This is a genomic window from Aeromonas sp. 602658 (assembly GCF_049173005.1).
GTDB classification, from domain to species: Bacteria; Pseudomonadota; Gammaproteobacteria; order Enterobacterales; family Aeromonadaceae; genus Aeromonas; species Aeromonas veronii_A.
In genome coordinates this window covers 402,383-416,581 of record NZ_JAAKRF010000001.1, presented here as the reverse complement: position 1 = coordinate 416,581, position 14,199 = coordinate 402,383, and the positions used below count along the sequence as shown (strand labels likewise).

Below are 14,199 nucleotides of genomic sequence, written 5' to 3'. Positions count from 1 at the left end.
CAGGTGAGACTTGGCTCACATTTTTGCCTCCATGACTATGGTTTGCGTAAAAAGTTCCAAGTTTTTTCATTGCGGTTCAAAAAATCCGGTGCTAGTCTCGGCGGCATAGTGATGCAAAGAACATCGCTAACACAGGGAATAACAACAACTTAGTGTTTAATTACAGTAGGCATTGGAAACTATGAAAAAGACAATTCTGGCTATTGCCATTCCGGCTCTGTTTGCATCCGCCGCTAACGCCGCGGTGATCTATGACAAAGACGGTACCACTTTCGACGTATACGGCCGTGTACAGGCTAACTACTACGGTGAGCACGATGATACCGATGGCGAGCTGATTGGTTCTTCCCGTCTGGGCTGGTCCGGTAAAGTTGCTCTGAACAACACTTGGTCCGGTATCGCCAAGACCGAGTGGCAAGTTGCTGCTGAAAACTCCGACAAGGGCAGTGACGGTAAGTCTAGCAAGTTCGATGCTCGTCATATCTATGCAGGCTTTGACGGCACCCAGTACGGTAAAATCATCTTCGGTCAGACCGACACTGCTTTCTACGACGTACTCGAGCCGACCGATATTTTCAACGAGTGGGGCGATGCGGGTAACTTCTATGACGGTCGTCAGGAAGGCCAGGTTATCTACTCCAACACCTTCGGTGGTTTCAAAGGTAAAGTTTCCTACCAAACCAATGACGACGTAGCGGTCAAGATCACTGACGTTGGTCAGAAGGTCAAAGAAGATGCCATCTTTGGTTCCGACGTTAAGCGTAAGAAAGCTTATGCCGTTGCCGCCGGTTACGATTTTGACTTCGGCCTGGGCTTCAACGCCGGTTATGCCTACTCCGACCTGCAAAACAAAGTTAATGGTCAGACTGGTAAGAAAGACGAGTGGGCTATTGGCGCGCACTACGCTATCAATGGCTTCTATTTTGCCGGTGTTTACACTGAAGGCGAAGTGAAGAACAAGAGCCTGGGTCTGAAAGATGACGGCCGTGGTTACGAGCTGGCTGCTTCTTACAACGTAGATGCTTGGACCTTCCTGGCTGGTTACAACTTCAAAGAAGGCAAGGCCAACGCTCAAGCTGCCGGTTCTACTTACAAGGATCTGGTTGACGAGACCCTGCTGGGTGTTCAGTACGCTTTCACTCCGAAGCTGAAAGCTTACACCGAGTACAAGATCCAGGGTATCGAGAAGCATGACGACGAGTGGACTGTTGCTCTGCAGTACAACTTCTAATAAGTTGAACAAGAGTAATATCCAGGCTTGAGTCTTTGACCAGGCTACAAATGGCCGAGATAATTTCTCGGCCATTTTCTTTTTTGGCGACAGCGGATTGGCGCCATGATAAATCGCCGGATTGCTGTGTTAAGTGATCTTTGGCAAACCATTTGTCTCGGTTAATCTCTCCTGCTTCCTGCTTCCTGCTTCCTGCTTCCTGCTTCCTGCTTCCTGCTTCCTGCTTCCTGCTTCCTGCTTCCTGTTTATCTCTTTGATGGGGAGTGCACCGTTCTCCTTTGCGTCGTACAGCCTTGCTAGCAGCAGTTTGGTTTGACCGTTAGAGTCTGGCAGCCCTTGCAAGGGGCGGTGCTATTTGCGCGGATTGCGTGGATATTGAGGGGGCATACTTGCTGGATGTGAGGCAGCGCCAGGGGAGGGTATTGAGGCCAGTCAGCTGTGGGGGCTCGACGTAGGGCCGAGCGTGACTGACGTCAGTGTTTAAATCGGTAACAAATAAAATGGGAAGATGCCCAGGCATCTTCCCATTCTGGCGATATGAGGTAGCTGCTTTTGCAGGATCAGCCGTGTTGGCGGCGGTCGTTGGCCTGGGCGAGCAGCATGCGGCTTTCACGCAGGAACTGGTCGGCATGCTCGCCGAAGAAACCGGAAACTTGCGAGAATGCGTTGATGAAACCGTCCCTGTCTCCTCGCTCCAGCAGCCCCAGCGCTTCGCCGAAGTTTTGGTAGTAGCGACGGATCATCGCCAGGTTCTGCGGTGACGACAAAATGATGTCGGCATAGAGGTGGGGATCCTGGGCAAACAGCCGCCCCACCATGGCGAGCTCCAGCCGGTAGATGGGGGAGCTCAAACTCAGCAGGCGATCCAGATTGGCCTGCTCCCGGGAGAGGTGCCAGCCATAGGCAAAGGTGGCGAAGTGACGCAGTGCCTGAATGAGGGTCATCGCCTCATCGTGGGCCTTGGCTTCCACCTGTTGCAAGCGGGCGCCCCAGATGGTCATCTGCTCCAGCAGCCATTGGCTGGCGGCGGGGTCACGACCCTGGCAGCAGACGATCACCTGCTTGGCGAGACTCGCCACATCCGGCCCGAACATGGGGTGCAGTCCCAGTACCGGCCCCTGATGTACCGCCAGCATATGTTCGAGCGGCGCCGCTTTCACGCTGGTGACATCGACCAGCAGGCAGTGGGCGGGCAGGTTGCCGAGGCGATCGATGATCTGGCAGGTGATATCGATGGGCACCGCCACCATCACCAGACCGGCTCCGGTGAGGATCTCGTCAGCGCGCGGCCAGTCGGCTTGTTCCAGCGTCTCGACCCGATAGCCTGAGAGGCTGAACATATGGCCGAACAAGCGGCCAAGCTGGCCCTGACCACCGATGATGACCACCTTGCCAAGGTCCGGCCTGATGCACTTGAAGCCTGTATCTTTCTCGCTGGCATAAGATTCACGCATCACCCGGCGCAGCACGTCTTCGATGAGATCGCCGGGCACCCCCAACTGCTCAGCCTCGGCGCGGCGGCGGGCCAGCATGCTCGCTTCCCGATCCGGTGCATAGATGGGCAGGCCGTGGCGGCTCTTTACTTCACCCACTTCTCCCACCAGGGCCAGACGGGCGGCCAGCAGATCGATCAGCTGCTTGTCCACCGCATCTATCTTGTCCCTGAGTACATTCAACTCTTCAGCCATATCCAGTCCCTGCTGGCGCCGCAGCGGCGGCGCCCTGAAAATCAAGATGCAACAAGGTATCACGGCATGAGCGGTTTGATGCCACCACTAGTGATACCTCGATTGTTCAATAGGTTACGACAAGATACCACGGCTTACCGTGCAGTTCTGCCCTTGAGGGGGTCAGCTAGCTGGTTGTGGCAGCGGGCCAGCAGGGTGGCGGTGGTGTCCCAGTCGATGCAGGCATCTGTGATGGAGACCCCGTAGCGCATCTGCTCCTTGGGCTGCTCGCTGGACTGGTTACCCTCGAACAGGTTGGATTCGAGCATCACCCCTATGATGGAGCGGTTGCCCTCCTGGATCTGGTGGATGACGTTGTCGGCCACCTTGGGCTGCAAACGGTGATCCTTGCTGGAGTTACCGTGGCTGCAATCCACCACAAGGCTCGGCAGCAGGCCCGCTTTCTCCAGCGCCTCTTCCGCCAGCGACACGTTGACCGAGTCGTAGTTGGGATGTTTGCCGCCGCGCAGGATCACGTGGCCATCCGGGTTGCCCTGGGTCTGCAGCAGCGCAACCTGGCCCTGCTGGTTGATCCCCATAAAGGCGTGAGGGGAGGAGGCCGCCTGCAGCGCATTGATGGCAGTCCCCAGGTTGCCGTCGGTGCCGTTCTTGAAGCCGACCGGCATGGAGAGGCCGGACGCCATCTCCCTGTGGGTCTGGGATTCGGTGGTGCGGGCGCCGATGGCTGACCAGGAGAAGAGCTCCGCCAGGTATTGCGGGCTGATGGGATCGAGCGCTTCGGTGGCCAGCGGCAACTCCAGCTCCGCCAGCCAGCAGAGCAGCTCGCGGGCACGGTGCAGCCCCAGCTCCACATCGAAGGTGCCATCCAGATTGGGGTCGTTGATAAAGCCTTTCCAGCCGACCGTGGTGCGCGGCTTCTCAAAGTAGACCCGCATGACAATGTAGAGAGAGTCCTGATAGGCATCATGCAGCGCTTTGAGTCTGGTTGCGTACTCTTTGGCGGCGTCCATATCGTGGATGGAGCAGGGACCACAGATCACCAGCAGCCGGTGATCGCGGCGGTGAATGATATCGGCGATGGTATTGCGGGCCCCTTGCACGAATGCCAGCGCCTTGTCGGAGATGGGTAACTTCTCCTTGAGCTGGGCAGGCGTGATCATCACTTGTTCGGACTGGATATGTATATTGTTCAGGGGATCTCGTTGCATAGCCTCTTCGCCTCGTCAGAGTCAGCACACTGGTTTTGATACTACCAGCTGTAATTTTAAGTTTACGAAAGTACCGCTTTCGTTACGAATGGCCATCACAATACCAAGTAAATGCCAACTTTCAAGTGTGAATATGGAATTTAATAGCCTTTTGGCAATATGAAAGTACTGCTCATCGCCAAAGGTTTGGATTAACTGCCAAATTTGTCCATGAAAAGCTACTGCTGTAATTATATATTTACAGTCTAAAAAGGGGAGGTCGAATGGCGGGGGGCAAGTGGCTATAAAAAACGGGAGCCTGCAAGGGCTCCCGTTTTTTGTCGCGATAACAGTGCTGGTCGGAGAGTTATGCCGGTACGGCCTGCTCTACAGCCTGCTTGCGCGCCGTTTTTGCCAGTGCATCCAGCATGGGCTTGGTGACCAGTACGATCCCCTGTTCGGATCGGTGGAAGCGGCGGGCATCTTCATCGGCGTTCTCACCGATCACCATCCCTTCCGGCAGCTTGCACCCCTTGTCGATCACTACCCGACGCAGCCGGCAGCCGGCACCGATCTCCACACCCGGGAAGATCACGGCTTGATCCAGAGTGCAGAAGGAGTCGACCCGTACATTGGTGAAGAGCACCGAGCTCAGGATGAAGGAGCCGCTGACGATGGTGCCGCCCGAAAACATCGAGTTGATGGTCATGCCGTGCTGACCGTTTCTGTCCTGCACGAACTTGGCGGGAGGGGTCATGTTCTGGCTGGTCCAGATGGGCCACTCCTGATCGTAGATATCCAGCTCCGGCGTGACGGAGGCGAGATCCATGTTGGCTTCCCAGAAGGAGTCCACGGTGCCCACGTCGCGCCAGTAGGGACGGCGATCCGGACAGCAACCGACACAGGACATGCCAAACGGGTGAGCGAATGCGGTGCCCTCTTTCACCACGCGGGGGATCACGTCCATGCCGAAATCATGATGGGACTGCGCGTTGGCAATGTCCTCTTCCAGCAGTTGGTAGAGATATTCGGCATCAAAGATATAGACGCCCATGGAGGCCAGCGCGGTGTCGGCCTTGCCCGGCATGGCAGGCGGGTTGGCGGGCTTTTCGACGAAGGCGTTGATCTTGCGATCATCATCCACAGCCATTACCCCGAAGGCGCTTGCTTCACTGCGTGGCACCTCGATGCAGGCTACGGTCACCTTGGCACCCATATTGACGTGGTCGAGCAGCATGGCGGCGTAATCCATCTTGTAGATGTGATCGCCTGCCAGTACCACCACATATTTGGGGGCGTGATCGCGGATGATATCCAGATTCTGGTAGACCGCATCGGCGGTACCTCGATACCAGTTCACCTCATCCACTCGCTGCTGGGCAGGGAGCAGATCGATAAATTCGTTCATCTGGTAGCGCAGGAAAGACCAGCCGGACTGGAGATGGCGCAACAGGCTGTGGGATTTGTACTGGGTCACGACACCGACCCGACGAATGCCGGAGTTGATGCAGTTGGAGAGCACGAAATCGATAATGCGGAATTTGCCGCCGAAATGGACGGCAGGCTTGGCACGGTTGTCGGTTAACTGTTTGAGGCGACTACCCCGCCCTCCTGCGAGTACCAGAGCCATGGTCTCGTTCAGCAACTGTCTGGCTTTTGCTGTATTGGCAGGTTGTAACAACATCTCATATCCCTTTGTAGATAAATCACTACAATGTTGCCTCCTTTGAACCCTCAAGAAAGTGCTTTCAGTCACATTTCAGGGTTTTTGACGTAATAAAATGACCTTTTTGTTATTAAAAATGACGGATTGATCCGTCATTGCTTTCAATATGGTCAGTTGTCAATTGAGGCGACTTGGCCAGTAACAGGAGCGACGGGGATTGGCGGGGGAGGGTAGAAAAAGCCCCTGCCAATGGTTGGCAAGGGCATAGTTGGTAGAGGCTCGATTAGCCGACTCTGGTTAGCAAGGGTCAGGCTGCGTTGGCCACTGGCTCCTCGCTCTTTTTCTGGTAGGCCTGCGGGGTGAGCCCAAGCAGCTCCTGCACGGTCGAGGCGACGGTGATGGAGGAGACTGTGCCCACCAGGATCCCGGCAAACAGGGTGAAGGAGAAGCCGTAGAGGGCGTCACCGCCAAACAGCAACAACGCGCCCACGGTAAACAGGGTGGTGCCCGAGGTGATCATGGTGCGACTGAAGGTCGCCTTGATGGCCACATCGGAGCACTCGTGGATGCCCATCTGGGTACGCGAGCTTAGCAGATCCCGCAACCTGTCCGAAATGACGATGCTGTCGTTGAGGGAGTAGCCGATCACCGCCATCAAACCGGCGATGATGTTCAGATCGAATTCGATCTGAAAGAGTGACAGCAGCCCCAGCGCCACGATGGCGTCATGGACCACCGAGAGCAGGATGCCGATGGCCTGACGCCACTCGAAGCGAAACGCCAGATAGGCCGACATCGCCAGCGAAGCGACCAGCACCGCCAGCATCCCCTGCTGGAACAGTTCGGCACCCACCTGAGGACCGACGATGGTGGTGCGCAGCAACTCGACCGGCATCCCCAACTGCTGGGTTAGCATGGTGGCGAGATCCGCCGCGGGCCAGGGCAGTTCGTGGGGGGGCAGCTTGATCAGCCACTCGCCGGGAATACCGGCCGAGCTCAGCTCAACGGCTCCCGCCAGCGGGGAGACCAGCATGGTATTGAGCTCATGGGCCTCTTTCAGGGTCTGGATATGAAACTCCAGCAGGATCCCGCCGGTAAAATCGAGCCCCAGTGTCAGGCCGTTCACCAGCAAGATGGCGACGCTGGCCACGGTCAGCAGGATGGAAGCCCACAGGCCGATATAACGCCAACGGGTCAGCCCCATGGCAACGATCATTCTCAACATAATTCTCTCCTTGGCCAGCCAGCATCAGGCTGTTGGCCCATCACGACGTGTCGCGACACGCCGGGAAATAGTGTTCTGCTTTGGCCGCCCCAGCCATATCCATGGCCGATGGCGCAGCCAAAGCCGCTCATCAGAGGGACTGCTGTCCCGTTACACCTTCAGCGTGCGCTCGCTGCTGCGTCCCCACAGGGGGTTGATGATGGCGCGTGTCCCCCAGATCCCGGTGATCATGCTGGAGAGCAGACCCAGGATGAGGGTGATGGAGAAGCCCTGCAGCGGCCCGGAGCCGATGGAGTAGAGCACCACGGCGCAGATGAGCGTAGTGATGTTGGCATCGAAAATGGTGTGGAAGGCCGAGCGATAGCCAAAGTCGATGGCGTTGGCCAGTGAGCCCCCTTCTCGCAGACGGTCCCTGATCCGCTCGAAGATCAGCACATGGGTATCCACCGCCATGCCCACCGTCAGCACCAGACCGGCGATCCCCGGCAGGGTCAACACGGCGCCCGGCAGCACTGCCAGCATGCCGACCTGCATCAACAGGTTGGCGACCAGCGCCGTGATGGCAACCCAGCCGAATTTGCGGTACCAGGCCATCATGAACAGCATCATGCCTGCCATGCCGAAGGCCAGCGCGGTGAAGCCTGCCTCGATATTCTGCATCCCCAGCGTCGGACCAATGGAGCGCTCCTCCAGGATCTTGAGCGGGGCGGTGAGGGCGCCGGCACGCAGCAGCATGGCCAGCTCTTGCGCTTCCGGCAGACTGCCAATGCCGGTGATACGGAACTGGTTGCCAAGGGCGGTCTGGATGGTGGCGACGTTGATCACCTCGCTCTGGGCGCGCAGTTTGCCCTGGGCGTTGGTTTTGTACTCGGTGAAGACGGTCGCCATCGGCTTGCCCACATGCTGGCGGCTGAACTGGTTCATCTTGCTGCCCCCCAGGGTGTCGAGCACGATATTGACCTGGGGTTGACCCATCTCGCCCATATTGGCGCGGGCATCGACGATGTGCTCGCCGGTGAGTACCGGCTTGCGCGCCATGCCGACGGCCTGGCCGTTGCGATCGGCGATATAGAAGTGGCTGTCGGCTTTGGCCTCGTAGAAGGCCAGCGAGGCGGTGGCCCCGATCACCTCTTTCGCCTGCTTGGGGTTGTGCACCCCGGGCAGTTCGATACGGATGCCATCTTGGCCCTGACGCACCACCGAGGCCTCGACGATGCCGAGCTCGTTGATCCGTTTTTTCAGGATCGACAGGTTTTGGGTCACGGCGTTGTTGACCAGCAGGGTACGCTCAGCCTCGCTCAGCACCAGTTTCAGATCATTGCCGGAGCGGGTCAGCTTCCACTGATCCTGACGGGTACCGGCACTCTCCTTGATGATGGCGAGCCAGCTCTCCTGTTCGGCCACCTCCGGCAGGGTGACGGCTACGGCGCCCTGTGCGCTGCGCGTGACGCTGGCGCCGCGCAGATTGGCTTCACGGAAGCGGGTGCGCAGGGTATCCACCAGATTCTTGGTCTGATTGTCGATGACAAAGTCCACGTCCACCCCGATAAGCAGCTGGGAGCCGCCACGCAGGTCCAGTCCCAGCTTGATGGGGTCGGCGCCGAGGCGGGTGATCCAGGCCGGCGCGTTGGAGTGAAACTCCAGGGTCAGGGCGGCACTGTCGACCCCTTGCTGCTCCAGCAACTGCTTGGCTCGCTGCTGCTCGCCCTGGCTGTCAAAGACCAGCTCGACCCGCTCAGGTTGCTCGATCACCTTGACCGGTGTCAGGTGCTTGTCGCTCAGCAACATCTGTTGCTGGGTGGTCAGGCGCTGCTGTCCGTGCAGGCCAAGGGAGGGCTGCTCACCGAAAAAGGTGGGCAGGGAGTAAAAGGTAAAGGTCAACAGCATCAACAGCAGCAGTGCGTACTGCCACTTGCTCATGCGGTTGAGAACGGTGCGATTGCTCTTTCTCATGGCAAACAAGCCTCTGTCAGGAGAATGGTGTCCGGGCCGATAGCATCAAGGCTCGGCAAGGCGCAAAAAATGGGATGCATCAGATGCGGATCAGGCAGTTGCCGGATCCGTCAGGAAGAGGAGATGAGCAAACAGTGGATGTGTCAGCCCCTCCGGGGTCAGGCGTTCAGATAGCTCTGGGTGAAGCGGTATTGCAGATGTTGGCGCTGTAGATGGCGCCGATGCATCGCACCGAAGCGATCGCGAAAACTCTGTTTGTGATAGAGCTCGGGGGCCAGCATCAGCCAGCCGAGCAGTAACAGCAGGATGGCCTGGGCCGACCAGCTCTGGATCAGCTCGTAGACCACACTCTTGGGCTGGTTGTCACTGCGCAGGGATTGTTCGAGACGCAGCAGGTGATTCTGATGGCTGCCGACAAACTTGATGATGCCATCATCGCTGTCGCTGAGCTGATTGAACACCTGAGTCTGCTGCTGTTCACTCTGGGGAGATGCGGGTAGCAGCGGGCCTTCCATTCGGGCGATGGAACAAAGCAGGGTGAAGGCAATAACCAGAGTTACCAGCACCAGTTTTACTTTGTCGATAAGGCGCAAAAAGTTAATTCCCGATAAATAGAAAGGGCAAACTACCATAAGCGCCCGGTTTGAACAAGGTTGCCCCGGGAGCATGGCACCATTCGGTGCCGCTCGTCAGCTGCCGCTCATCTGCTTGAAGTCGCGGGCATAACCCTTAAGCAGGGAGTAGAGATGGGCCCGCTGGGAGATATCCAGCGACTGGCTCATGGCGCTCAGCCAGTTGACGGTACGCTGGCGCGACTGTTCGGTATAGCCGGTAAAGCGGCCATCCATCAGCCCATCCCCCTCGGCCAGCAGGTTGGTCAGCTCGCGGGTAAAGTCGGGACTCTGGCGCTGCTTCATCAGCCTGTCCAGCTCCTGGGTCCAGGACTCCTGAAACTCGAGCCAGGGGGGCATCAGCTCGTATTGCCATTCGGCCCACTGGGCCACCAGTGGCGCCTGTGCCGGTTTCACCTCGCCAATCCAGAACTCGAGCCGCTTGTTCATCTTGTCGCGAAACTCTGCCAGCATCTGCTCTCTGGGCTCAGTGGCAAAGTCCTTTTGCCGCTCCTGTTGCCGCTTGACCCGATCGGTCATGAAGCGGGCCACCTGCTCGTCGGTCAGGGTGCGCGCCAGCCTGACCGCGCGGGGGATAGTGTTTTCCAGCGTGCGGGTCAGGCTCTGCTGCACCGCATCGAGATTGGTCGAGATCTGCTCCGGCGTCATGGGGCTGGCCACTGCCTTGGCCAGCGCGTCGAGATCCTTGGCGTAGCGCGGCAGCTCGTGCTGGCGATGCCAGGCCATCAGCCCCTTCACTTCGCGGCTGAGCAGATCCTTCTGCGAATAGGAGAGGGCAAAGTAGTCATCCAGCTGCCAGATGATGGCGGTATCGAGCCAGTAGTAGATCACTCGGGTGGAGCAGCCGGTCAGCAGCAGGCCGATCAGCAGCAGACCCCAGGTTTTCGGCTTGTGCCAGCGCACCTTGTTTATCATCTGTTACTCCAGTCGTTGCCGGTTGATGGCGATCAGGGTGTCATAGTCGAGTGAGGGCTGTTGCTCTGCCATCAGCAGGGCCCAGAGCAGGCCGATATAGTCGACCCAGGGTAAAAATGCCTCGCTCTGAAAATCGGGCCACTGGTGGCGCGGCACGGCCTGCAGATAGTGCGCTTCCAGCTCGTCGCGCCGCTCGGCGGGCCACTCATGGGTGCGCTGGATGCTGGCGAGCTCAAAGCCGGGGTGACCTGCCGCGCCATACTCCCAGTCGATGACCCAGGGTTTGCTTCCCAACAAGTTAGCCGGATTGAGATCATGGTGGCAAGGGCGCCAGCAATCATTTGGCTCACTGCTGACGAGCAAGCTCCGCTCCAGGGCGGGCAGCCAGGAGGGGATGTGTGCCAGTCGGGCGCGATAGCCCGCCGCGTGGGCTCGCACCGCCATCACCACCGCAGGTAGCGGCAGGCGATGGAGCTTGCGCAGCACCTCAGCTAGCAGACGGGGCTGATCGACTGCCGGTGGCGCCGCGTGCACCCAGTTTGGCTCATCGCACCATTCGAGCAGCATCAGACCGCTGGCGGGATCGCCATAGTGGCAAGGCAGCGCTAGTCCTTCGGCTATCGCCCCCTGATAAAGCTGCCACTCGGTGGGACGGTCGATACCAAGGCGCACCGGGTCGGAGTGGCCCTGACGCAAAAAGTAACTGCGCCCCGAGGGGAGGCGCAGTCGATAGTTGCAGTTGGTCAGGCCTAACCCGAGTGGTTCCAGCTGCCCCTCCCGCCAGGGGGCGGGCAGGCTGGCCAGTAGCGGATCACAGTTGCCTGTCACCGGGAGCCTGTTACCAGCCAAAGGTGGATTTCTTCGCCTGTTTGCGGATCTCTTTCTGATCGGCCCACAGCAGTTCGCCGTTTTGCAGATCCATCAGGTTCATGGTCATCTGGTAGTAGACATCCTTCACCTTGCCATTGTCCTTGACGATGCTGGCGAGGTTGCCATAGACCATGTAGCGGGCACCGGTCTGTTTGCCAAGCCGCACCATGGAGGCAGGATCCACCATGCCGCTGCTCTGCTGGTATTCGAGCTGCTGCTTGACGGCGGCCACCTTGCTCATGTCGACGAAGCGGAACTTGCCGGCCCGCAGCAGCTTGGTGCGGATGGTATCGGTGATGGCTTCGGTATCGATGTGCTCGGAGGTCTTGTTGCGGATGGAGTCCATAAACATCACCGGACGACCGCCTGCGGTGATCTCGCTGGTGGCAGGGGAGGCGAGCATGGAGTCCGCCATCTTGTCGGCGATGGCCTGCAGATCGCTTGAGCCGTAATCGACGGTGACGGTTTCGGTTTCAGTGGGATCGCCATAGCTGACGGTGGTGCTGGAGCAGCCGCCCAGCAGCAGCGCGCCGGTCAGGATCAGCAGGGCATGATTCATTTTCATCAGTAGGATTCCTCAATCACTTCGCGTACGTAAATCCGGTAACCCTGCGCCGCGGGGCTGGGCGCCAGGGCCGATAGGGTGCGGGTCTGATAGCCATGCAGCTTGATGGGGGTCCAGCCGCGGCCATCGCTGGCGACCTCCTGACCGGCCTCATCATACCAATAGAAGATATATTGCAGCTTGTTATCGCCGCGCTGGGTGCTGGCGGCGGCCACATTGACCTGCAGCAGGCCATTTTGCTGGCGGCGGCTCAGCTCGGTCAGGGTGACGTTGACGTTTTGATGCTGCTCCAGCGTGGGTGCACCGCCCGCCGGGCCATAGAGCGCCACGCCGGAGGTGTTGGTGGCGCAGCCGGTCAGCAGCAGCGCGAGCCCGAGGGCCAACCCGTATGCTTTCATCTTGCTCTCCTTAATTGGAGTGAGTGGGGTAGCACTGGGGCTGCCCGGTTAATCGTCTTGCTCATCTCTCTTTGCCGCTTGCTCAGAGCGGCATCACCCGGGTGGTCAGGCCGGCGCCGAGGCGCTGTACCCAGACCAGGGTGGTGCGTCCCTTGTGGATGGTGAGCGGCAATTGCCGCTGCGCCGCCCCCGCGCTCAGGGTGAGGTTGATGTCACTTGCTGGCACCATTCCCTGCCAGCTCGATGCCTGAGCTGGCAGCGTCAGCCAGCTGCGGGTATCGGCCCGCTCGGAGAGGGTGTTGAAGATCCCCACCAGAATATTGCCCACATCCCCTCCCTCTTTGGCGGCGGTGCGGCGCATCTGCTCCTTGGCCACCAGTCGCAGCGCCTGGCGGGTCAGCATGCCGGGCAGCCGCTCTTGCAGATCTTTGGCGGCCAGCGCTTCCAGCCTGACCAGCTCGCTGGTCTGCCAGGCCCGCTTGCCGACTTCCACCGTCAGCGGGCCGGTGTCGCTGGCCCGATTATCGTAATAGGGGATGGCGACGGTAAAGGTGCGAAAATCGCCGCGGGAGGTGGAAATGGGGAGCGGCAGGAACAGTTCTCGCCGTGCCGGGATCAAACCATCTTCAAACAGCACCACCAGTTGGCCTTGATCTTTTGCAAGCGGCGGCGCTTTGCGGCCTATCTTTTTCTCGGTCTCGCGGATCTCGTCCGGTGAGCCACGTAGCCGCGCCAGACGCAACAAGGCATCTTGCAGGCTGCGGTTGTCTGGCGCTATCTGGTAGCCGCGCTGATAGTCGACCCAGGCATCGTTGAGATCCCCGGCCGCCTCATAGAGCACGGCGGAAAAGTAGAAGGTGTAGGCGTTCTGAAAACCGTTCTTGACCTTGCCGATCAACCGGTCGAGATCCGGTGCGCCGCGCGACATCAGCTGGCGTATCTCGCCTTCTGCTTCGGCCTCTTCGCTCTCATCCTTCGCTTTGCGTACCTCATCGGCTCGCCGTTTCAGGGCCTGCTCCTGCACCTGATTGGCCCGGCGTACCTCCACCAAGGCGCCATCGGCATCTCCCCGTTGCAGGTAGTTGAGGGCCAGATAGTGGTGCAGCATGGTGCGTTCGTAATCGGGGGTGAGATAGGCCATCGACTGGTCGTTGGTAAGCAGGCTGCCCACCTGATCCAGACCGTGGCTCAGCCGGTATTCGGCCTGATTGTCTTCCCACTGAAGGCGGCTGTCGGCGGCGGTGAACGCCTGCTTGCTGTCCGCATCTTGCCCCGCCAGCCAGGCGATACGCCCCTGTTCAAGGCGATCGAGGACAAAGGTGTCATCGCCGAGGGTGGAGTCGCGCACTTCGGGCAGCGCCTCGGCGGCATGGCCCAGCAGCAGCTGGTTGCGCAAGGGCACCATCTGGTCGGAGTAGGAGACAAACATATCCTGCCAGTGGGAGGCGCAGCCTCCCAGCAGGAAACTGGCCAGCATCAGGCCGGCCAGTCGAATGCTCGGGAGTATCACAGGCTGAGCAGGGGGCCCAACGGCTCGCCGCCGACCAGATGCAGGTGGATGTGGTAGACCTCCTGCCCACCGTGGCGGTTGCAGTTCATGATGAGGCGGTAGCCATCTTCGGCGATGCCCGCATCGCTTGCCAGCTTGCGGGCCACGGTGAACATCCGGCCAAGGGCCAGTTCATGTTCGGCTTCCACGTCATTGACGGTGGGGATCAGCACATTCGGGATGATCAGGATATGGGTCTTGGCCTTGGGCTGGATATCCCGGAATGCGGTGACCAGATCGTCTTGATAAAGGATGTCGGCAGGGATCTCTTTACGGATGATTTTGCTGAAAATGGTTTCTTGCGCCATGGCTAACTCCCT

13 protein-coding genes are annotated in these 14,199 nt (G+C 59.1%); 1 reads left to right on the top strand and 12 read right to left on the bottom strand.

Annotated features, from left to right (window positions below; all coding sequences use genetic code 11):
* Positions 1–181 precede the first annotated feature (181 nt).
* Positions 182–1,231, top strand: a complete 1,050-nt coding sequence (locus G5253_RS01760) for a porin (protein ID WP_088869706.1) — start codon at positions 182–184, stop codon at positions 1,229–1,231.
* A gap of 560 nt (positions 1,232–1,791) precedes the next feature.
* Here G5253_RS01760 and tyrA read toward each other — a convergent pair.
* The 12 genes from tyrA to hinT all read right to left on the bottom strand — a co-directional run bounded on the left by tyrA (position 1,792) and on the right by hinT (position 14,187).
* Positions 1,792–2,919, bottom strand: a complete 1,128-nt coding sequence (tyrA, locus tag G5253_RS01755; RefSeq protein ID WP_421202619.1) for a bifunctional chorismate mutase/prephenate dehydrogenase — start codon at positions 2,917–2,919, stop codon at positions 1,792–1,794.
* A gap of 134 nt (positions 2,920–3,053) precedes the next feature.
* On the bottom strand, positions 3,054–4,127 hold the full coding sequence (locus G5253_RS01750; RefSeq protein ID WP_021231016.1) for a 3-deoxy-7-phosphoheptulonate synthase: 1,074 nt from the start codon (positions 4,125–4,127) through the stop codon (positions 3,054–3,056).
* Positions 4,128–4,473: 346 nt separating this feature from the next.
* Entirely contained in the window at positions 4,474–5,790 is a 1,317-nt protein-coding gene (glgC, locus tag G5253_RS01745) for a glucose-1-phosphate adenylyltransferase (RefSeq protein WP_216954048.1), read from the bottom strand.
* 289 nt (positions 5,791–6,079) lie between these two features.
* Positions 6,080–6,997 carry a protein translocase subunit SecF gene (secF, locus tag G5253_RS01740; RefSeq protein ID WP_421202618.1) on the bottom strand — a complete coding sequence of 306 codons (918 nt, stop codon included), beginning with the start codon at positions 6,995–6,997 and terminating at the stop codon, positions 6,080–6,082.
* 150 nt (positions 6,998–7,147) lie between these two features.
* The gene (secD, locus tag G5253_RS01735; protein ID WP_421202617.1) at positions 7,148–8,950 is read right to left on the bottom strand and encodes a protein translocase subunit SecD; all 1,803 of its coding nucleotides are present in this window, start codon (positions 8,948–8,950) and stop codon (positions 7,148–7,150) included.
* Positions 8,951–9,108: 158 nt separating this feature from the next.
* Positions 9,109–9,543, bottom strand: a complete 435-nt coding sequence (locus G5253_RS01730) for a hypothetical protein (RefSeq protein WP_421202616.1) — start codon at positions 9,541–9,543, stop codon at positions 9,109–9,111.
* 96 nt (positions 9,544–9,639) lie between these two features.
* Positions 9,640–10,497 (bottom strand): DUF6279 family lipoprotein, encoded by an 858-nt coding sequence (locus G5253_RS01725; protein ID WP_236354174.1) that lies wholly within the window; start codon positions 10,495–10,497, stop codon positions 9,640–9,642.
* A 3-nt stretch (positions 10,498–10,500) separates the two neighbouring features.
* Positions 10,501–11,325 (bottom strand): phosphotransferase, encoded by an 825-nt coding sequence (locus G5253_RS01720; protein ID WP_254204278.1) that lies wholly within the window; start codon positions 11,323–11,325, stop codon positions 10,501–10,503.
* Positions 11,326–11,335: 10 nt separating this feature from the next.
* Positions 11,336–11,932 carry a penicillin-binding protein activator LpoB gene (gene lpoB / locus G5253_RS01715; RefSeq protein ID WP_005302153.1) on the bottom strand — a complete coding sequence of 199 codons (597 nt, stop codon included), beginning with the start codon at positions 11,930–11,932 and terminating at the stop codon, positions 11,336–11,338.
* Positions 11,932–12,330, bottom strand: coding sequence for a YcfL family protein (locus G5253_RS01710; protein ID WP_005334038.1), 399 nt, complete (start codon positions 12,328–12,330; stop codon positions 11,932–11,934). The genes lpoB and G5253_RS01710 overlap by 1 nt, the downstream gene beginning before the upstream one ends.
* An 82-nt stretch (positions 12,331–12,412) precedes the next feature.
* Positions 12,413–13,807 carry a COG3014 family protein gene (locus G5253_RS01705; RefSeq protein ID WP_421173163.1) on the bottom strand — a complete coding sequence of 465 codons (1,395 nt, stop codon included), beginning with the start codon at positions 13,805–13,807 and terminating at the stop codon, positions 12,413–12,415.
* 29 nt (positions 13,808–13,836) lie between these two features.
* Positions 13,837–14,187: a purine nucleoside phosphoramidase gene (gene hinT, locus G5253_RS01700; RefSeq protein WP_266133813.1), complete on the bottom strand. Its 351-nt coding sequence runs from the start codon at positions 14,185–14,187 to the stop codon at positions 13,837–13,839.
* Positions 14,188–14,199 lie beyond the last annotated feature (12 nt).